Origin of the sequence: unidentified bacterial endosymbiont (assembly GCF_918320885.1) — a bacterium.
Lineage (GTDB): Bacteria > Pseudomonadota > Gammaproteobacteria > Enterobacterales.
In genome coordinates, this window is record NZ_OU907312.1 from 1,524,568 (window position 1) to 1,544,380 (window position 19,813).

Below are 19,813 nucleotides of genomic sequence, written 5' to 3' on the forward strand. Positions count from 1 at the left end.
GAAACAGACCATGGATCAAGATGGCCCACCTATAATACCGGAATTGACTAAAAAAAGTCTCTTTCACACGCCTACATCAGAACCACTAGGAGAAGATGCATTCATTCCCACTGACAGTGAGGATCTCTTCGATGAAGCCCACCCCCCCGAGGTGCTATCAGACCCCCTAGAGGCTCAGGGGTTCATCGATAATACCCAGCTTTATCTGCATCAAATTGGTTACTCACCACTACTAACCGCTGAAGAGGAGGTCTATTTCTCACGGCGAATACTACAAGGTGATCTCGTTGCCCGCCGCCGGATGATAGAAAGTAATTTGCGCCTGGTGGTTAAAATTGCTAGACGCTATATCAACCGGGGTCTCTCTTTGTTGGACTTAATCGAAGAGGGCAATTTAGGATTAATCCACAGCGTTGAAAAATTTGATCCAGAACGCGGCTTTCGGTTTTCCACCTATGCCACCTGGTGGATCCGCCAAAACATTGAACGGGCGTTGATGAATCAAACACGCACTATCCGGTTACCCATCCATGTTGTTAAAGAGTTGAATGTCTATTTACGAACCGCTCGCGCACTGTCACAACAGTTAGACCATGAACCGACTGCTGAGGAGATAGCTACACGGCTAGAGAAGCCTCTCGATAATGTCAGCCGTCTGCTTTGCTTAAATGCCCGTACCACCTCGTTCGATACCCTACCAGGATGGGGTGATAGCGATAAAATGCTGTCTCATTGGCTCTCCGATGATGCCGATAAAAATCCTGCAAAGCAGTTCGAAACCAATGAACTCCATGCCTGCATCACTAAGTGGCTGTACACCCTACCCGCTAAACATCGAGAAGTATTAGCACGTCGCTTTGGATTATTGGGATATGAAGCGGCTACCCTAGAAGCGGTCGGTCGAGAACTCGGCGTCACCCGTGAACGGATACGCCAGATCCAGATGGAAGGGCTACAACAACTGCGCAAGCTACTGCAAGCACAGGGCCTAAATACCGACTCCTTGTTTCAAGATCACTGATCGCTGATCATCTGCTGTTTCAAGCGGTAGAGCCAAGTTAAAGCCTCCCGCGGCGTTAATGTGTCCGGTTCCAGCGCCTCGAGTGCTTCTAATACTGGGTGTACCAGCGGAGTTGTCAGCGGTGGGAGCTGATGCCCAGTGTCTAGCAGCTCAACGACACTCCGATCCCCAGCAGTAGCCTCTAATTGTGTGAGTTTTTGTTGCGCGCGTTCCAGTACCACAGCTGGCACACCCGCTAATTTAGCCACGGCAAGTCCATAGCTTTTATTGGCGGCCCCAGCCTCTACGGTATGCATGAACACAATGTTCTGCTCATGCTCAACCGCGGTCACATGAAGGTTATCAACCCCCGGCAGCTGGGAAGCTAAAACGGTGAGTTCAAAATAGTGGGTAGCAAACAGGGTCATGGCTCGAATCTGCTCTGCTAGGGTCTCTGCACAGGCCCAAGCTAACGATAACCCATCATAGGTAGCGGTACCACGGCCAATCTCATCCATTAACACCAAGCTTTGCTGGGTGGCATTATTTAAAATATTCGCCGTTTCGCTCATCTCTACCATAAAAGTAGAGCGCCCTGCTGTTAAATCATCAGCCGCACCAATCCGAGTAAAGATGCGATCAATCGGCCCTAATAGACAGTTCTGTGCCGGCACAAAGCTACCAATATAGGCTAGTACGACAATCAGTGCGGTTTGTCGCATATAGGTGCTCTTGCCGCCCATATTAGGGCCGGTAATAATACACAAACGCCGTTCGGGAGATAACTGTACTGAGTTGCTGACAAAAGGGGTCTCCAGAACCTGTTCAATCACTGGATGACGTCCAGCCTCAATCTGGATCCCCGGTTGACTGCTCAACGTAGGAACGCGATAACACAATCTGTCAGCCCGTTCCGCTAAGTTAGTGAGCACATCTAACTTGGCGACTGCCCAAGCACTTTGCTGTAACGCTGGAAGATCAGGCAGTAGTTGATCAAATAGATCCTGATAGAGTGCTTTTTCCAGTGCCAAGGCGCGGCTTTGCGCGGTGAGTACCCGCTCTTCATAGGTTTTGAGCTCAGGAATAATATAACGTTCAACATTTTTAAGGGTTTGCCGCCGCGTATAGTGACTAGGCACCAGATGGCTCTGACCATGGCTTACCTGAATATAGTAACCATGCACCGCATTAAATCCGACTTTTAAGCTCTCTAATCCCAAGGCCTGCCGCTCGCGGCGCTCTAACTGAACTAAATAGTCACTGGCACCAGCGGCCAAAGCCCGCCACTCATCTAGCTCCGCATGGTAGCCATCGGCAATCACCCCACCATCCCGAATCAATAGTGGCGGCTCAGCAACTAAAATCTGTGTTAACAATGCGTGGAGAGCAGGAAACTCGCCGATGTGTTGTCTAAGCGGCATCAGTGATACTAAGGGGCAATGTGCTAATTCAGCCTGTAGCAGCGGTAGCTGCTGCAGTGCTTGGCGGATCCGCGAAAAATCTCGGGGGCGGGCACTTCGCAAAGCGACCCGGGCTAATAGCCGTTCGAAATCGCCTATGGGACGCAGCAATCGCTTGAGCGACTCTGCCATCGGTTGCAGTGCTGAAATAGCCTGCTGCCGTGCCAGTAATCGGGCTCTATCACGGATAGGTTGGTGCAACCAGCGCTTGAGCAGACGGCTGCCCATTGGTGTGGCTGTCTGGTCGAGGATATCAGCCAAGGTGTTCTCGGTACCCCCGGCTAAATTTTTGGTCAGCTCTAAATGTTGCCGAGTTGCCGCATCCATCAGCACAAAATGCTGAGAGCTTTCAAAGAGTAAGCGCCGAATATGCGGCAGCGGTACCCGTTGGGTCTCTTTAACATAGTGCAGTAAAGCACCAGCAGCCCGCAGACCGGACTCAGCCTCTTCTACCCCAAAGCCGCGCAAATCAACGGTAGCAAATTGTAAGTTCAGCTGCTGCCGGGCGGTTTTTAAATCAAAGTTCCACTGATGTTGCCGCCGCAGCCCTGGCCGAGACTCAATACACACCATGAGATCAAACCCCTCCGGGTAGAGTAACTCTACCGGATCGGTGCGTTGCAGCTCAGCGGCCAGAGCAGTGGCATCCGCGGGCTCACTCAAACAAAAGCGGCCGGTACTGATTTCAAGGGTTGCATAGCCAAAATGCCCTGAGGCGTGCCAAACAGCAGCCAGTAAATTCTCCTGACGCTCTGGCAGTAGCGCTTCATCACTGACGGTTCCAGGAGTCACAATCCGTACCACTTGCCGCTCTACTGGTCCCTTACTGGCTGCTGGATCCCCGATCTGTTCACAGATCGCCACCGACTCACCTAACTGGATCAACTTGGCCAAGTAGCCTTCAACAGCATGGTAGGGCACCCCAGCCATCGGGACCGGAGCACCGGCAGAGTGACCACGGGTAGTGAGCGAGATGGCTAATAGCTGTGAGGCCCGTTGGGCATCTTCATAGAAGAGTTCGTAAAAGTCACCCATGCGGTAAAACAGCAGCGCCTTGGGATGTTGTGCTTTAAGACGCAGGTACTGCTGCATCATCGGGGTGTGAGTGGCTAGCGAGGTTATTGAGATCTCAGCCATCGGTCTGTATTTCCCATCACACTAGGTTGACAAGCGATCGTTCGGCACAACCCACTCTGTTTTAACAGAAGGCATAGCGCATCCTATCACTTATTTTCGAAGGATAATAGACCACCATGACTAGCAATGACTGCCCAACAGCCCTTAATTCAGTTCTACCATAGGATCAGCCTGCAGGATACCCTGGTAATTCTTTAGGTGGATTTGTGGGTGAACCCCTTTACGGTCAGAGCTATAATTGAACCAGATCGCCGGTGCCTCTGTTGAGCCAGCGTTGCGATCGTCTCGCACATAGGCCCATAACCGGCCAGTCCGTGTCTTGCCACTGCCAGGCTCCTGAACTTGTACTGGGGTGTCATCTCCATGTACCTTCCCTGCCTGTAGCACCGTACGCTGTATCTCATCAACTAGGGGTCTTAGCAGTTCACTGATGGCGTCAACCCAATGACCCAGAAGGCTCCGGCTCAGTTCAACACCCTGACGAGCGTAGATTTCCGACTGGCGATATAATGGGGTGTGCTCTCCGTACTTCGACATCACGACTCTGGCCAATAACCCTGGCCCAGCGATTCCTCGTTCTATCGGACGGCTGGGGGCTGGGGGCTGGGGCCTGTACAATATGATCTTGCCACCTTTTTTTAGACACAGAGAAGAGAAACCTTAAGCGACCTGGGATAACCAATTTTTTTCAAAATTTACAGGAGACAGATAGCCTAGCGTTGAGTGCCGTCTCTGTCGGTTATAAAACACTTCTACGTATTCAAAAATGCTCAATTTGGCTTGTTCTCTGCTCTCAAAACGTTCAAAGTGGGTGTGCTCTGTTTTTAAGGTATGGAAAAAACTCTCTGCTACTGCATTGTCATAACAATTGCCCGTACTACTCATGCTAAGCGTTATCTGGTGATGCGCCGATACAGCCTTGAATCCTTTGCTGGTATACTGGCTGCCTCGGTCGGAGTGGTGGATGAGACCTGCAGCAGGCTTCCTCCGTGTTATTGCCTGGCGTAATGCTGCGGCTACTAACTCGGTGGTCATGTGAGCTTGCATATCCATCCCCACGATACTACGAGAGAACAGGTCCAGTACGATAGCAACATACAACCATCCCTCTTGGGTCGGAATATAGGTAATATCTGCTGCCCAGTATTGATCAGGGCGAGTGGCTGTGAACTTCTGCTTGAGTAAATTAGGCGCCACTGCGGCCTTTGGATCGACTATTGTGGTTACCTTAAATCGTTTTTTCATCTTAGCCGCAATATGGGCTGCTTTCATTAGCCGACAAACCCGTTTGCGTGAACAGCGCTCACCTCTAGCTCGTAACTCAGCATGGATACGTGGGCTACCGTAAATTTGGTTGCTTATGGTATAAACCTCTTTAATTTCAGATATTAAACGCTCATCCTCACAATAGCGCTTGGATGGCTCAGCCTTGATAAACTGATAATAGCCACTGCGGGATACACCTAACACGTTGGACATCCTCTCTACGCTGAATTCCCCAGCATGCTTTTGCATAAACTGGTATTTTACTTGCGGGCCACTGAGAAGATGCCCAAGGCTTTTTTTAGGATATCCCTCTCTTCGCGTGCTATCGCCAATTCTTTCCGCAATTGACTGAGCTCAGCATCAGACGCTTTCAGGTATCCTTTGCCCGGGAAAGCCTCTGCACCATCCTTGTTATGCTGATGGACCCACCCTGCCAATGTACTCTTGGGAACTCCCAATTCCTCGCTCAATTGACAGAGCGTTTTACCAGTGCTGTGATACAGCTTTACCGCATTCAGCTTGAATTCCTTATCATAGCTCCTTGATTCCCCTTGATTCATAACTTCACCTCAAAAAGTAACAAAAAATTATACGCTTTGTTCCTCTTCGTTGTGTCCGTTAAAGGGTAGCAAGATCAATACAGTCACAACGACCACAGGCTTTTTTTGGGCGAACCGTTTGGATCGCTTTGAAGGCACTTTTGAGGAGTTCCAGCTGTTCGGAAACATCTTCACCCAGAGGTTTCAGCTCGCCACCACATTTCGGGCAGGCCTCCTCTTGCGGCTCTAACCGTCGTATTTCCCGAGGCAGTTCAGCCGGTAACGGTTTGCGGGCAGGGGATTGACGTAAGGCCTTAGGGACCCAGGGGTCCCTAAGCGCCAGAGCCTGGATTTGCTCCTCTTCCAGCTCACTGAGCTGTTTTTCCAATCGCCCAATTTGCCGTTTAACTTTTTCAGAACTCTGGCCAAAATGCAGCCGTTTCAGCTCTGCTAGCTGACTCTTTAACCGCTCAATCTCTGCCGCTTTATTGCTTAGGTCATGCTTGAGCGTCGTGATCGTCTCGTTTTGCTGGAGGAGCAGCTCACTTTGCTCGAGCAGTAAGGCTCTTAGCGTATTGATATCATTAGGAAGCTCATACATAAGCTGCAACGTTACACGTCGGTTACAGGAATTATAATATTGATAACCGCTGAGTGTTAATCCGTTTGGGCTGCTTCCACTCTAAACCTTTGAACTGTCGCGGAAAAAGTGCGCACCGAGTTTACGCTGCTACTTCATAAGCCATGGGTGAAAGATAATTCAGTGTAGAATGTCTACGCTGACGATTATAAAACGATTCTATATAGTCAAATATTGCGTTAGATGCCTGCTGTTCCGTCATTAATTTCATGGTATAGATAAGCTCTACCTTAAGTGTGTGATAGAAGCTTTCCATGACGGCATTGTCATAACAGCATCCAGTACTGCTCATCGAGCAAACCATACCATAATTTTTAAGTGTTTTCTGATACAGAGCACTAGCATACTGGCTCCCTCGGTCAGAGTGAATCACCAATCCTGTTGGTGGCTGACGTCGAGTCCTAGCCATGGTCAGAGCATCGATTATTAATGGCGTTTTAAGGCTACCGCTTAGGCTCCAGCCAACGATCATACGGCTATAGAGGTCAATCACTGTAGCCAAATACAGAAAGCCCGTTTGGGTTGAAATAGTGCTGATATCACTGGCCCAAGCCTGATTAGCGCCTGGTGGAGAAAAATGTCGATTCAGCAAATTAGGAGCTATTGGTAACCGATGGTTACTGTCCGTCGTCACTTGATGTTGACGGGTGGCTGCTGCTTTTATACCCAGCTGTTTCATCAACTTAGCAATACGCTCCTTGCCGCAATAGCGCTGTTCAGCCTGTAAATCAACCCTGATTCGTCGAACACCGTAGGTTTTTCTACTGGCCAGATGTAGCGCCAGAATGCGTTCACCTAAGACTTTATCTTCCTGACCACGCTGGCCAGGTCGGCGATTAAGCCAGGCGTAAAAACCGCGCCGACTGACTGATAATAAAACACATAGCCGTTTAAATGGGTGGAAAGCTTGTTGTTTCAGTATCATAGCGAACCTCTCCTGCTTTCCCTGGAAAAGAGCGCTGCCACTTTTTTTAAAATTAATTTATCTTCTTCTAATTCAATGACCTTCCTCTTTAAACGCCTTATCTCTAGCGCTTGCTCAGAGCATTGTGGCTGGCGAGTAAAGCTTTTATCAGCCTTGGCTGTGTGCCGCCAACCATACAACGTATTGTCACTGATTCCCAACTCGCTAGCCAGTTGGGGAACAGATCTGTCGCGGAAAAAATGCGCACCGAGTTTACGCTGCTGCTTCATAAGCCATGGGTGAAAGATAATTCAGTGTAGAATGTCTACGCTGACGATTATAAAACGATGCTATATAGTCAAATATTGCATTAGATGCCTGCTGCTCTGTCATTAATTTCATGGTATAGATGAGCTCTACCTTAAGTGTGTGATAGAAGCTTTCCATGACGGCATTGTCATAACTGTCAACGATCGCATAAAATATCCGGATTTCGATCGTGTTAATGGTCATTTTTTTGACCTAATTTCCTCTTCAGAGGTCAGCTCTAGCTGGGAACTCACTGACAACAGTCCCGCTTTGCGTTTTTCTTTTAGTCGATAGCTCTCTCCCTTGATATTGATTGTCGTTGAGTGATGTAACAGCCGATCTAGAATAGCGGTAGCTAATACCTGATCCCCAAACAGTTCTCCCCAGTCTATGAAACTTTTATTAGACGTTAGGATGATGCTGGCTTTTTCATAGCGCCTGCTGAGTAACCTGAAAAATAGGCTGGCCTCTTCACGATTCATCGGTAGATAGCCGAACTCATCCAATATCAGCACTCTGGCATAGCAGAGCTGCTGGAGCTGGCGCTCTAACCGATTTTCTTGCTTGGCCTTTATCAGAGCACTAATTAACCGATCTAGTGGCATGAACAGTAACCGGTGGCTTGCAGTGGCGGCTTTAACCCCTAAGGCAATTGCTAAATGCGTTTTACCTACACCTGGAGGGCCCAACAAAATCACATTTTCGTTACGCTCTACGAACCTAAGCCCTGCTAGCTCTCGGATCACCTTCCTATCAATTCCAGGCTGAAAGCTGAAATCAAATTGCTCAAGCGTTTTAATCCAGGGTAACCGGGCTTGCTTTAAACGGGATTCCAGCCCTTTCTGATGCCGTCCTTGCCACTCAGTCGCTAAGGCCCGTTCTAAAAATTCTCGATAACCCAAATCATCCTTTGCCGCTTGCTCACAGAGGGTATCTAACGCTGCTCCAAGGTGCTCTAGCTTTAATCGTGGTAATAGGCTGGCCAGTTGCATCAGACTAACTCCGCATACACACTAAGAGGCCTGCTAGCCACCTGATTCACTGCTTGCCAGAGAGCGTGATGATGCTCCGGGAGTCTGTGCCAACCGCGATGAACCTCACAGAGTCGATTCGCTCAGCCGAGAATCTACAAAAGCTGTAAAAGGTTCTAGCTTAAAAAACCGTTTTTGTACTCTTTTCCCTGTAGGGGTCTCTCATGCTTAAGGTGACGTCTGACGCTCCTTTCCGAGCAGCCAATCTGCCCTGCAATATCAACGATAAATGCGCCCTGGTGATGTAATTGTTTTATCATAAAATGGTCCCTTCTGCTTAACATGAAATCCCCCTTTGGTTTGGTCACCATATAGGAGAACGCATGTTGGGTAGATTGGACAAATTAAACGATCATTTTCCGGACATTTTATGCGATCGTTGACAATCAGGGGTGTGCCGACTCACAACGTGCATTGGCTGCTATGGTTGGGTAACGGTGACATATTACCTTGGACAATTATCTGTTGGGAAAATAATATTTATGTTATAAGTAACTTTTTTACAGAATATAAAGGTATTACTTATGGGGAATGTAGTCAGTGAGATCATCAGTGGGATAGGCGTTGGTGTATCATTTGGTGATCATGGCGTAAACGCTGGGATTACATATAATAGTCATCGCTGTTACACGTTTTATGGTGATGAAAATTCCAGTAGCTGGGATGATGTGTTGCAAAATGAACGTGAGAAATCCCGTAGGGAAAGAGAAGAACTTGAACAACAATGGGAAGAGGAGAAGCGTTTAAGGGAAGAAGAGAAGCAAGAAAAGATACAAAAAATTGAACATCCGATAATTGGATTAGCAGAAGGAATCGTGAGTAAGCGCAGGACAGAAGAGTTAAATTCTTTTACTACCAATACGAGCGATATGAATTTATTAGCAGCACCTGGTTACAGTACCGTTGCTATTTTAGATCGTGAAACAAGGAATTTTTTACAGCCTATTGCAACCCATAAACCACCACCCAATAATCAAGATGATGCAGAAAAAGGTTTGGCAATGGAGTTAGGGAAATTTCGTAGAAATAAGGAGTTAACGGAGTTTTTCAGTCAAAAAAAAACTGACTTCAATAAGCTGATCCCAGCAACCAATTCTGCAGAAAAATTTTACCTAAATGCTCCTGAAGACACTTTAAATCCAAATAATTCTGATTTTTTGCAGGACGGTTTAAATATTCTTGATTATCTACCTACAAAAGTGAACATTCCTGTTTCAGAGGGTCTTACGATTCCTATAAATGTAGGTAGTTTGATTAAACTTGAAACCAGAAGAGAAAATGAAAACATTAGGGAAATGCACAATACGGAAGTAGATATTTCTAAGAGTCGTCATATGTTATCAAGCAGCTCAAGCTCGTCGTCATCGAATTGTTTAGGAAAAAATGATATATGTCGTCTTGAGAAAGCAGGTAAAATTGCTAATCTTATGGACAAAAGTAACCTTTTTACAGCAGACGATATTTTTTCTGCACCTAAAAAGGTAGCCTCAAGCAGTATTACTTCAACCGATCTTCTCAGGGCAGCTGAGAAGACAGTTTGTACAACTATTGCGACTGCTAAACATGCTGGTAAATCAACTGCTGGAAACTGTACTCTTGTTGCAGTTGATTTACTAGGACCTGATGCTGTGGTTGGTAAATTAATGGAACACATAAATTGTACTATGCCTGAAAGCCAAATTGCTAAGACAAATATTCTTGATAATGCCAGTTGTATTTCTGGCATTAACTTATCTGTAGATTCTTCAGAAGTGGCATTAGGCGCAGAGAAGTTTTTCGAAGTAAATTTTATTGATAATCAATTGCCTGATAACTCAGATATACTGCGAAAGTGTTTACCAGGCCAGCCGTAAGAGGGGTCTGCTCATAAACAGAGCATTGAGATGATGCCGAGAGATAATGGTGGCCCCTCCCCGATTTGAACGGGGGACCAAACGATTATGAGTCGTCTGCTCTAACCACTGAGCTAAGGGGCCATGGCTGCCGGATGAATCAGGCAGCAGCGGCGAGTATAAAAGATTGTCAGCAACCTGTCGAGTAACCCTCCCTTAACTTCTTAGAAAATCACTCAACTTTTCACTTCGGCTCGGGTGACGCATTTTACGCAAGGCTTTGGCCTCAATCTGCCGTACCCGCTCGCGGGTGACGACAAACTGCTTACCCACCTCCTCTAAGGTGTGATCAGTATTCATATCGATACCAAAACGCATACAAATTACCTTAGCTTCACGCCGCGTTAGGCTGGAAAGCACATCCCGTATCGCCACTTTCAGGCTCTCAGAAGTCGCTGAATCCAAAGGCGATTCTAGCGTACTATCTTCAATGAAATCCCCCAGATGAGAATCTTCATCATCCCCAATCGGGGTTTCCATTGAAATCGGCTCTTTGGCAATTTTCAATACTTTGCGTATCTTATCTTCTGGCATGGCCATCCGCTCGGCTAACTCCTCAGGCATCGGTTCACGCCCCATCTCCTGCAACATCTGTCGCGAAATACGATTGAGTTTATTAATGGTTTCAATCATATGCACCGGAATACGAATGGTGCGTGCCTGATCCGCAATTGATCGGGTAATCGCTTGGCGAATCCACCAGGTGGCATAGGTTGAAAATTTATAGCCCCGTCGATACTCAAATTTATCAACCGCTTTCATTAAGCCAATATTCCCCTCTTGAATCAGATCGAGGAACTGCAATCCACGGTTGGTGTACTTTTTAGCTATCGATATCACTAAGCGTAAATTGGCTTCAACCATCTCTTTTTTGGCACGCCGCGCTTTAGCTTCACCAATGGACATGCTACGGTTGATTTTTTTAATCTGTTCAATGGTTAAATAAGTCTCTTCCTCAATCGCACTCAACTTTTTCAAACACTGACGGATTTCATCCAATTTAGAAGAGAGGCTTGCTGACCAGGGATTACTGGGTGCCAGCGCGGTCTCTACCCACGCTTCATTGGTCTCTTGGCCGGTAAAATGTTGAATAAAATATTTCTTAGACATTTTACACTCGTTAACACAGAGGCGCATGATGATCCACTCTTGGCTACGTACCCGCTCCATCATCTCGCGCATACTGTTGACTAGCCGATCGAACTGCCGCGGGACTAGCCTAAAGTGTTTGAAAATCTCTGACAGTCTCTGGATCTCATTCGAGGTCGAGGCATGATCACGGCCATACGTTTTAATCGCCTGTGTCGTTTGATGATATTGTGCTCGTAACTCCGCAAATTTTTGGCGCGCTACCTCAGGATCAATCGTATTATCTTCTTCGCTACTCTCAGAGACTTCGTCATCACTCTCTAGCTCACTCAACGCACTCTCTGCGAGATTGGGGGAAGAGCCGCTTCGCTTAGCCTCTAGCGCCTCTTCCTCGGGTTGTAGATCGACAAAACCAATTAGGAGATCAGGCAGTCGCAGACGGCCAGCTTCCACACAGTCATACTGCTCCAGCAAATAAGTAATGGCCTCTGGATACTCAGCAACCGAGCACTGCACCTGATTGATGCCCTCTTCAATACGCTTGGCAATATCAATCTCATCCTCACGGGTCAGCAGTTCTACTGTCCCCATCTCCCGCATATACATCCGCACTGGATCGGTGGTACGCCCCAGCTCCGACTCGACACTGGAGAGCACCTGTACAGCGGCCTCAGCCACATCTTCATCAGCCACATTGTCCGCTAACAGTAGATCATCGACATCCGGTGCTTCTTCCAACACCTGGATCCCCATGTCATTAATCATCTGGATGATATCTTCTATCTGATCGGAATCGATAATCTCTTCCGGCAGATGATCATTGACCTCAGCATAGGTTAGATAACCCTGCTCTTTACCTCGAGTGACAAGAAGTTTGAGTTGTGACTGTGGATTTTGTTCCATAAAGAAGCACCTATACTTCAAGGTCTAATATTGAATAGTGATGGCTATCATCATGAGCAACCGATTGCATCAAGGCTAAGCTTTATGATAGTGGATCGACTTTTTTAGCGATGGCTAGCAATCGGACATACTCACTTCGTTCCTCCTGACTTAACTGCGCTTGGCGATCTTTAGCAATCAACTGATCCATGCGCTGCTCAATTAATTGGGTATAAACATGGTAAAGCATATCAATAAAAGTCTCAGCAATATGCTCATGATCAATCATGTGGTCCCAAATAGCCAACGTTTCAAGCTGTCTGAACACCCGATGCGACTGCCAGTAGCCCAGCAGCTGCCCCGTTGTCACCTCAGAATGGGCCCTGCAGTAGGGGAGCAGAGCCTTAAACAGGGATAACCCCGGTAATTGGACACTGAGTGCCGTGCTAATTGTCTCGGGCACTTGCTGGGCTAACTGGGGATTCTGAACCAGTAGTGCTACCAGCAGCCGCATCGGGGTCCGTTTCAGCCGTGGCGGTTGATACTGAAGAGCAGACGGCGGTGACTGTTTTGGTAACAGCCGTTCTAGTTGTCGCTCATCCAACAGCCCTAGTTTGCTCCCTAACTGCTCCCGCAAGGACATTCGTAATGCTTCTCCTGGAACGCGGTTCAGCAAAGGCAGTGCCCGGGCACTGAGTCGCGCACGACCATCCGGGGTACTCAAGTCAACCTGCTGCAACAGGCTGGAAAACAGAAAACTGGAGAGATCTTCTGCCTGCTGCAGACAAGCTTGAAAGGCTTCCACGCCCCGTTGTTGGATCAAACTATCCGGATCCTCCCCCTGAGGTAAGAACATAAACTTTAGCTGCACCCCATCCTGCAGCTGTGGTAAAGCGGTCTCTAGCGCCCGCCAAGCCGCTTCACGACCCGCGTTATCGCCATCATAACAAAAAATTAATGTATCCGTGATGCGTAGTAGTTGCGCTATCTGTTCAGCAGTGGTCGCGGTGCCCAAGGAGGCGACGGCATGATTAATCCCAAATTGGGCCAGCGAGAGGAGATCCAGATACCCCTCTACGACCAGTATCTGCGGCGGATTAGGCTCTAGTTGTCGTAGTTCATAGAGACCATACACCGTGCGACTTTTATGAAATAGTTGGGTCTCTGGCGAATTCAGGTATTTTGGAGTCCCTTGATCCAATACTCGCCCCCCAAAGGCAATGACCTGGCCGCGGGCATTACGAATGGGAAATAGCAACCGGTTACGGAAGCGATCATAACAGCGCCCCTGAGAATCTTCTACTAGCATTCCAGCGCTACTTAATAGCTGGCGATCAGCAGCCTTACCACCAAAACGTCGACTGATTCGCTCCCACCCTGAATCAGCAAACCCCAACCTGAACCGTTGTATCACGGCTGCTGTTAAGCCTCGTCTCTGTAAATAATCACGGACCGGCTGACCTGAAGGCTGAGCCAGCGCCTCTTGGTAGTAGACCGCCAGTTGCTCTAGCAGCTGATAGAGCTGTTGACGTGCTGGCTGTCGGTTTTCAAGGTGTGCCGCCGTTGTTTCCCTGGGGACGGTTAAACCCGCTCGTAATGCCAACTCTTCCACGGCTTCAGGGAAAGAGAGTTTATCCAACGCCATCAAAAAGCCGAGGGCGTTGCCGTTGGCACCGCACCCAAAACAGTGATAAAACTGCTTGTCACCACTCACGGTAAACGACGCACTTTTCTCCGTATGGAATGGACAGCGCGCGTAATAGTCCTTACCCTGTTTTTTTAGCTTGACCCGGGCATCCACGACCTCAACGAGATCAGTTTGCGATAATAGTTGATCAATGAACCCACGAGGGATCTGGCCAGCCATGTCACCTCATACTGTTTGCCTACGGTTAGCAGACCATTGGATAACGGCACGCCGCCGATCACAAGCCTTTTACAGGGAGAACTTACCTTGTTTTGTCTGGTCTAGGAGTGCTTGAACCTTAACGCTCTGCGGGATCAGTATAACCGTGTATGGCGGGCATTTTTGCGGGCTAGCTTTTTGATATGCCGTTTGACAGCGGCTGTTTTGGCCCGCTTGCGTTCAGTGGTGGGTTTTTCATAGAATTCTCGGCGCCGTACCTCCGACAGAATCCCAGCCTTTTCACACGAGCGCTTAAAGCGCCGTAAGGCCACGTCGAAGGGTTCATTTTCACGGACTTTAATTACCGGCATGGTTTAACCTCATTTAAGAGCCTAACGCGTTAAATTGCTAACACGCAGTTTGAGTGCTCAATTTAAAGATCTCATTTTAGCGCAGCACTGCTGCGTTTGTAAAGGAACGACCAAAGGCTGGATTCACGCAATAAGCGCAACACGGCGTCCAGTATAAACTTCTATTGGTGTTAAGCCCTTAAGAACTTTTCTTGGAGTCATATTAAGCCGTAATTCCATATCTCTAACGGCCTGTTTATCCAGTGAGCCCATTCGCATTTTTTTAGGCCAGCAGCGGCAGAAAAAGGTTTTTCTTGCGCTCAATACAACCTTGGAGTGATGTATGAAAATGGCGATGGGGTTACAAAAGATAATCTAGCGGCTGCGATGTGGTATGGAAAAGCAGCAGAGCAGGGCTATGCTCCGGCACAAGGCCGCCTCGGATTTATGTATGCTACTGGTCAAGGTACACCAAAGGATTACACTGTAGCTATCGAGTGGCTGCAAAAAGCAGCAGAACAGGGCTACGCGCTAGCGCAGTATAATCTTGGACTTATGTACGACGGTGGCCTAGGGGTGCCAAAAGATTATAAAATGGCTACCCAGTGGTTCCGTCAAGCAGCTGAGCAGGGCCATGCAACAGCACAATGTAATCTCGGGATCATGTATACAACTGGTCAAGGGGTCCCAAAGGATTACACAGTGGCTATCGAGTGGCTGCAAAAAGCAGCACAACAGGACTGCGCGCCAGCGCAGTACAATCTTGGAGTGATGCACGAAGGATGGTCAAGGGGTGCCGAAAGATTATAAAGCGGCTACCCAGTGGTTTCATAAAGCAGCGGAGCAGGGTTATGCTCCGGCACAAGGTCTCCTCGGATTTATGTATACCACTGGTCAAGGTGTACCCAAGGATTACACAGTGGCTATCGAGTGGTTTCAAAAAGCAGCACAACAGGGCGACGCGCCAGCACAAAATAATCTTGGAGCTGTTTACGACGGTGGCCTAGGGGTGCCAAAAGATTATAAACTGGCTACCCAATGGTTTCGTAAAGCAGCGGAGCAGGGCTACGCATCGGCACAATACAATCTCGGGATCATGTATGAAACTGGCCGAGGGGTGTCAAAAAGTGATGCAACAGCAGTCTATTGGTACTTGGAAGCCTCTACTCATGGTGATGAGGGTGCGAAAAAACGCCTGGAGGCGCTGCGTCTATCTAAACGTTGGGATGGTAAAAAACCACTGACAAAACAGGTTGATCTGCCCTTGAATGCGTGCACACCTTGTTTTCAAAGGTAAAGAATGAGGACAGCATGGCAAGCAAGACAACAGTATACGCCTGATCTCGAATGATCTTTTAGTTCACGTAAAACCAAACGATGATCTACAGCGATCTCCTGAGAGAGGTTGTGTTGTGAAAATCCTTTGCGGTCAAGCGCTGCAATCTGCTATCTTTGCCCCCTGAGTACAGAGTCATGGGTGTTCGTTTTGACGCTTTATGACAGGCGCCTATTGCAGAGCGTAAGCACTGCGAAATGCAGTGATCGTTGGCTCACTTCTCAATCAATAGCTTATTGCACTGATTGGGTTCATCCAGCAGTGGCTGGGCTAGACCGTGCTGATTGGCCATCATGAACTGCTCTCTGGAGGATCTGTGGAGGATAGTGCCCTATACCTAGGGGCTAGCGCTGCTGAACAGCACCCAAGCCTGTGCGTGCTCGGCCTTGAGACCTCTTGTGATGATACCGGGATTGCGATCTATGATACCCAGCGTGGCCTACTGAGCAACCTGATAGCTAGCCAAGCAGCCATACATGCTGATTATGGAGGCGTCGTTCCTGAGTTAGCTTCTCGTGATCATAGCCGTCAGGTTCTCCCCTTGATCCAAGCGGCCCTACAAGCAGCGGGCTGCAGCGCTGCTGCTCTCCATGGGATTGCCTATACCGCTGGCCCAGGACTGGCTGGCGCTCTCCTCGTGGGCGCTAGTATTGCAACAGCCTTGGCCTTTGCTTGGCAGCTGCCGCTCCTCTCGATACACCATCTAGAGGGCCATCTACTGGCCCCAATGTTGGAGTCTCCCGCTCCAGAATTTCCCTTTTTAGCCTTGCTGGTCTCCGGGGGGCATACTCAATTGGTACAGGTGACCCAGCTTGGCGTTTATCAACTACTCGGTGAATCACTGGATGATGCCGCGGGAGAGGCCTTCGACAAAACGGCTCAATTACTGGGATTAGGTTATCCGGGTGGAGCGCAACTGGCGCAACTCGCCTTACAAGGGCGGCCCCACCGTTTTCAGTTGCCACGACCGATGACCGACCGTCCGGGACTCGATTTCAGCTTTTCTGGCTTAAAAACTGCCGTAGCGACCACTATCCGCACCGCCGACAACTCACAGCAGACTCGTGCCGATATTGCACAGGCGTTTCAAAGTGCCGTGGTCGAGACCTTAGTGATTAAATGCCGGCGGGCACTAGAGCAGTGTGGACTCAATCGCTTAGTGGTCTCAGGTGGTGTCAGCGCCAATCAAGCCTTACGTGAGCAGCTCGCACACTTAATGCAACAACGTGGCGGCCAGGTTTTTTATCCCCGACTCGATCTGTGTACTGATAATGGCGCCATGATCGCCTACGCGGGTGCCGTACGTTTACGGGCTCAAAAACCTTCACCCGCAGCGATGGGCATCACAATCTATCCGCGCTGGCCATTAGCTGAGCAACATCCACCCGGCTATGAATGACACCCCTTTACCCACTCCGCTCACTACCCCACAATTATTGACTCTCAGCTTATTTGGTCTGATGAGTGGCTTTACCCTGATGCTGACTGGTAGTACCCTCAACTTCTGGTTGTGCCAAGAAGCTGTCAGCTTACCCGTTATCGGGGCCTTCTCCTTGGTACTACTCCCTTATTCAATTAATTTTTTGTACGCTCCCCTTTTTGATACCTGTGCACTGGGCAGGTTGGGTCACCGCTTAGGGCCACGCATGGCTTGGATAGGTTTAACCCAGTTGTTATTAATTACTTCAGTTATGTTACTAAGCCTGTTAACCCCCGCCAGCAATCTACCGCTATTTGCTGGGGTTAGTTTTCTGGTAGCCTGGTTCAGTGCTGCGCAAGATACCATACTAGGAGCATTAAAAACTGAGCTGCTCGACTCATCGGCTCAAGGCCCGGCAGCCGGGATCTATATTTTTGGCTACCGTATCGGGATGGTCTTATCAGGCTCTGGGGCTATTTATCTTTCAAAAACCTTGAGCTGGCACTCGATTTATCAAGGGTGTGCCTGGGTTATCCTGCTGCTGGCTGCCCTTTTTTGGGCAGCACTGGGTTGGTTATCCCCGGCACGGGGATCCAACCAGCGGACCAGCCGGGAACCTAGCCCCCGTATCGCAGAGGCCGATCCCCCCATGACGCTACGACAGCATGTTGATCAGTTTATCCACGCTGTTTTACAACCGGTCGGCTCTACCACCACCATCGGGCTGATCTTGCTATTCTTAGTGCTTTATCGGTTGCCGGATAATTTTATTGGCACGATGATCAACCCTTTTTTACTGACTCACGGCTATGGTGCCTTGGAGATCGCCAGCGTCGGCAAATTTTTTGGGATCAGTGCGGCTATTGTAGGAGGATTCATCGCTAGCTGGATTATGAAAAAAAAGAGTCTGCTGATCTGCTTATTACTGTTTGGGGGGCTCCATGCCTTCGCCCACTGTCTGTTTATTGTTCACATCGTTTATAGTAAACAGCTGCTGCTCCTGTTTATCACTATTGGCTTTGAAAGCCTCACCGGCGGCATGGTGATGGCCGCTTATATTGCTTTTATCGCTTCCCTCTGTAAGGGGCAATTTCGGGCAACGCAATACGCTTTTTTCACGTCGATGATGGGCTTATCTCGGGCGATCTTGCCAGCCCTGTCGGGTTATCTAGTGCAGCAGTTCGGCTGGTCTGCTTTCTTTGCCGGAATGACCCTGCTGACGCTGCCTTCGTTGCTGTTGCTGTGCGCTATCACCGCTACATTACAAAAGAGCAGTGGCCTACAGGAACGGTGATTGCTCGTGTTCATCCGTTCCTGAAAAATTTATCCCCGCACCTGCTAACAGGATTGATCGCCGGCTTCTCATCATCAAAGCCTGCAAACCGTGCCTGATCAATTATAATAACCCACCAAGCCCTATGAACGAGGATAGCCGGTAGACGATGGATAGCATCTTGATTAACCAATTAAAGGTACTGACAACGATTGGCTTCTATCCTTGGGAGCAGGCGATTCGTCAGCCATTGCTGCTGGATCTACAACTGGGGTGTGATCTCCACCAAGCCGCCTTACAAGATGATCTCACCCAGAGTGTCAACTATGATGCCGTGGCAGCTTCTGTGACCAGCTATCTACAACAGAACCGTTTCTTGTTGATTGAGCGGGTGGCTGAAGAGGTAGCTGAACGGCTACTCCAGCAATTTCCTCTAGCCTGGGTGAAGATTACCGTCACTAAACCCCGTGCACTCGCCGATGCCCAAAGTGTGGGGGTGACCATTGAACGGAGCCACACGCCATGCAGTTCGTACTAAGATCATCGGCTAGGGTTAGCTTTTTCAAGGGGAGCGGGCCATGAGTGAACCCTCCCTGCTCACAGCACTGCTATTAGGCGCTATTGAAGGCTTGACCGAATTTTTTCCGATCTCTTCCAGCTGCCATTTGATCTTGGCGGGCCATCTGCTTGGATTTCAGGGCCCTTTAGCCGCCCTCTTTAATGTGGTAGTCCAACTAGGGGCTATCCTCGCCATCACCATCCACTTTTGGCCCCGTATTCTCCAGCTGATACCACGCGACTGGCCAGCGATTATTCCGCGATCAGGGCAGCTGCATGGCTTGCATTTGCTGCTGGGGATCGCTCCCACTGCACTGGTCGGCGGCTGTTTTTACCAGCCGATTAAGCTGCTGTTTACACCAGAAACTGTGCTCTATGGATTGCTGGCGGGCTCACTCCTGCTGATCTCAGCCGAGTGGCTACCGATTAAAAAAAGTATCCAACCGTTATCGATGCTCCGCTATCGACAAGCCTTAGCCATTGGCTGTTTCCAATGCTTGGCTTTATGGCCTGGCTTCTCTCGATCAGGCGCCACCATTGCAGGGGCGATGCTAGTCGGTCTAGAGCGGAGCGTGGCGATTGAGTTCTCTTTCCTACTGGCTGTCCCGATGATGATCGGTGCCAGTGGCCTCGATCTGTTCAAGCAGTGGCCGGGGCTGCAACCTCAGCAGATCCCCCTGTTAGTTGCTGGGTTGTGTAGCGCCTGTCTACTCTCCTGCTTAACCATCCGTCTGGCCTTACGCTTACTACAACGCGTGACGCTGCTGCCCTTTGCTTGGTACCGTTTACTGCTGGCAGCGCTCCTCTATGGCCTGCTCTATTCAGGGCACTAAAAACATCTAGCACAATTTTTTCAGGTACAGGCTGACAGTTTCCTGTGA

The 19,813-nt window shown here is 48.9% G+C and carries 15 protein-coding genes, 1 tRNA gene and 6 pseudogenes; 9 read left to right on the plus strand and 13 right to left on the minus strand.

Going from position 1 to position 19,813, the window contains the following annotated elements; all coding sequences use genetic code 11:
- Nucleotides 1-43: 43 nt before the first annotated feature.
- Nucleotides 44-1,021 (plus strand): RNA polymerase sigma factor RpoS, encoded by a 978-nt coding sequence (gene rpoS / locus NL324_RS07620; protein ID WP_436298265.1) that lies wholly within the window; start codon nucleotides 44-46, stop codon nucleotides 1,019-1,021.
- Here the strand turns inward: rpoS and mutS are convergent.
- From mutS to istB, 8 genes and pseudogenes are all read right to left on the minus strand, one after another.
- Nucleotides 1,015-3,597: a DNA mismatch repair protein MutS gene (gene mutS / locus NL324_RS07625; RefSeq protein WP_253306975.1), complete on the minus strand. Its 2,583-nt coding sequence runs from the start codon at nucleotides 3,595-3,597 to the stop codon at nucleotides 1,015-1,017. The genes rpoS and mutS overlap by 7 nt on opposite strands.
- Before the next feature lie 147 nt (nucleotides 3,598-3,744).
- Nucleotides 3,745-4,203 (minus strand): annotated as a pseudogene (locus NL324_RS07630) (IS66 family transposase); the annotation flags it as partial.
- A gap of 54 nt (nucleotides 4,204-4,257) precedes the next feature.
- Nucleotides 4,258-5,423, minus strand: a pseudogene (locus NL324_RS07635) (IS3 family transposase).
- Nucleotides 5,424-5,499: 76 nt separating this feature from the next.
- Nucleotides 5,500-6,003 (minus strand): annotated as a pseudogene (locus tag NL324_RS07645) (transposase domain-containing protein); the annotation flags it as partial.
- 121 nt (nucleotides 6,004-6,124) lie between these two features.
- Nucleotides 6,125-6,967 (minus strand): IS3 family transposase, encoded by an 843-nt coding sequence (locus NL324_RS07650; protein WP_253306976.1) that lies wholly within the window; start codon nucleotides 6,965-6,967, stop codon nucleotides 6,125-6,127.
- Nucleotides 6,964-7,236, minus strand: a complete 273-nt coding sequence (locus NL324_RS07655; RefSeq protein ID WP_253306977.1) for a transposase — start codon at nucleotides 7,234-7,236, stop codon at nucleotides 6,964-6,966. The genes NL324_RS07650 and NL324_RS07655 overlap by 4 nt, the downstream gene beginning before the upstream one ends.
- Nucleotides 7,220-7,408, minus strand: a pseudogene (locus NL324_RS07660) (IS3 family transposase); the annotation flags it as partial. The pseudogene NL324_RS07660 and the gene NL324_RS07655, both read right to left, overlap by 17 nt.
- Before the next feature lie 47 nt (nucleotides 7,409-7,455).
- Entirely contained in the window at nucleotides 7,456-8,247 is a 792-nt protein-coding gene (gene istB, locus NL324_RS07665; RefSeq protein ID WP_436298249.1) for an IS21-like element helper ATPase IstB, read from the minus strand.
- A 563-nt stretch (nucleotides 8,248-8,810) separates the two neighbouring features.
- Between istB and NL324_RS07670 the strand changes: the two genes are divergently transcribed.
- Nucleotides 8,811-10,139 carry a hypothetical protein gene (locus tag NL324_RS07670; RefSeq protein ID WP_253306978.1) on the plus strand — a complete coding sequence of 443 codons (1,329 nt, stop codon included), beginning with the start codon at nucleotides 8,811-8,813 and terminating at the stop codon, nucleotides 10,137-10,139.
- A gap of 47 nt (nucleotides 10,140-10,186) precedes the next feature.
- Here the strand turns inward: NL324_RS07670 and NL324_RS07675 are convergent.
- The 5 genes and pseudogenes from NL324_RS07675 to NL324_RS08440 form a co-directional block, all read right to left on the minus strand.
- Nucleotides 10,187-10,262 (minus strand) — tRNA-Ile (locus NL324_RS07675).
- A gap of 72 nt (nucleotides 10,263-10,334) precedes the next feature.
- Nucleotides 10,335-12,170 (minus strand): RNA polymerase sigma factor RpoD, encoded by a 1,836-nt coding sequence (gene rpoD, locus NL324_RS07680; protein ID WP_253306979.1) that lies wholly within the window; start codon nucleotides 12,168-12,170, stop codon nucleotides 10,335-10,337.
- Nucleotides 12,171-12,252: 82 nt separating this feature from the next.
- Entirely contained in the window at nucleotides 12,253-14,016 is a 1,764-nt protein-coding gene (gene dnaG / locus NL324_RS07685; protein WP_253306980.1) for a DNA primase, read from the minus strand.
- A 134-nt stretch (nucleotides 14,017-14,150) separates the two neighbouring features.
- Complete coding sequence (rpsU, locus tag NL324_RS07690) at nucleotides 14,151-14,366, minus strand: 30S ribosomal protein S21 (protein WP_253306981.1); 216 nt, start codon at nucleotides 14,364-14,366, stop codon at nucleotides 14,151-14,153.
- Nucleotides 14,367-14,489: 123 nt separating this feature from the next.
- Nucleotides 14,490-14,642, minus strand: a pseudogene (locus NL324_RS08440) (IS30 family transposase); the annotation flags it as partial.
- Between the two features lie 33 nt (nucleotides 14,643-14,675).
- Between NL324_RS08440 and NL324_RS08285 the strand changes: the two are divergent.
- From NL324_RS08285 to NL324_RS07720, 7 genes and pseudogenes are all read left to right on the plus strand, one after another.
- Nucleotides 14,676-14,753 (plus strand): annotated as a pseudogene (locus NL324_RS08285) (SEL1-like repeat protein); the annotation flags it as partial.
- 39 nt (nucleotides 14,754-14,792) lie between these two features.
- Nucleotides 14,793-15,155: a tetratricopeptide repeat protein gene (locus NL324_RS07695; RefSeq protein ID WP_436298266.1), complete on the plus strand. Its 363-nt coding sequence runs from the start codon at nucleotides 14,793-14,795 to the stop codon at nucleotides 15,153-15,155.
- Nucleotides 15,139-15,642 carry a tetratricopeptide repeat protein gene (locus NL324_RS07700; protein WP_253306983.1) on the plus strand — a complete coding sequence of 168 codons (504 nt, stop codon included), beginning with the start codon at nucleotides 15,139-15,141 and terminating at the stop codon, nucleotides 15,640-15,642. Before NL324_RS07695 ends, NL324_RS07700 begins: the two co-directional genes overlap by 17 nt.
- A 409-nt stretch (nucleotides 15,643-16,051) precedes the next feature.
- Nucleotides 16,052-17,080, plus strand: a complete 1,029-nt coding sequence (tsaD, locus tag NL324_RS07705) for a tRNA (adenosine(37)-N6)-threonylcarbamoyltransferase complex transferase subunit TsaD (protein WP_253307168.1) — start codon at nucleotides 16,052-16,054, stop codon at nucleotides 17,078-17,080.
- Nucleotides 17,073-18,395, plus strand: coding sequence for an MFS transporter (locus NL324_RS07710; protein WP_253306984.1), 1,323 nt, complete (start codon nucleotides 17,073-17,075; stop codon nucleotides 18,393-18,395). The genes tsaD and NL324_RS07710 overlap by 8 nt, the downstream gene beginning before the upstream one ends.
- A 148-nt stretch (nucleotides 18,396-18,543) precedes the next feature.
- Nucleotides 18,544-18,912: a dihydroneopterin aldolase gene (gene folB / locus NL324_RS07715; protein WP_253306985.1), complete on the plus strand. Its 369-nt coding sequence runs from the start codon at nucleotides 18,544-18,546 to the stop codon at nucleotides 18,910-18,912.
- A gap of 40 nt (nucleotides 18,913-18,952) precedes the next feature.
- The gene (locus NL324_RS07720; protein WP_253306986.1) at nucleotides 18,953-19,765 is read left to right on the plus strand and encodes an undecaprenyl-diphosphate phosphatase; all 813 of its coding nucleotides are present in this window, start codon (nucleotides 18,953-18,955) and stop codon (nucleotides 19,763-19,765) included.
- Nucleotides 19,766-19,813 lie beyond the last annotated feature (48 nt).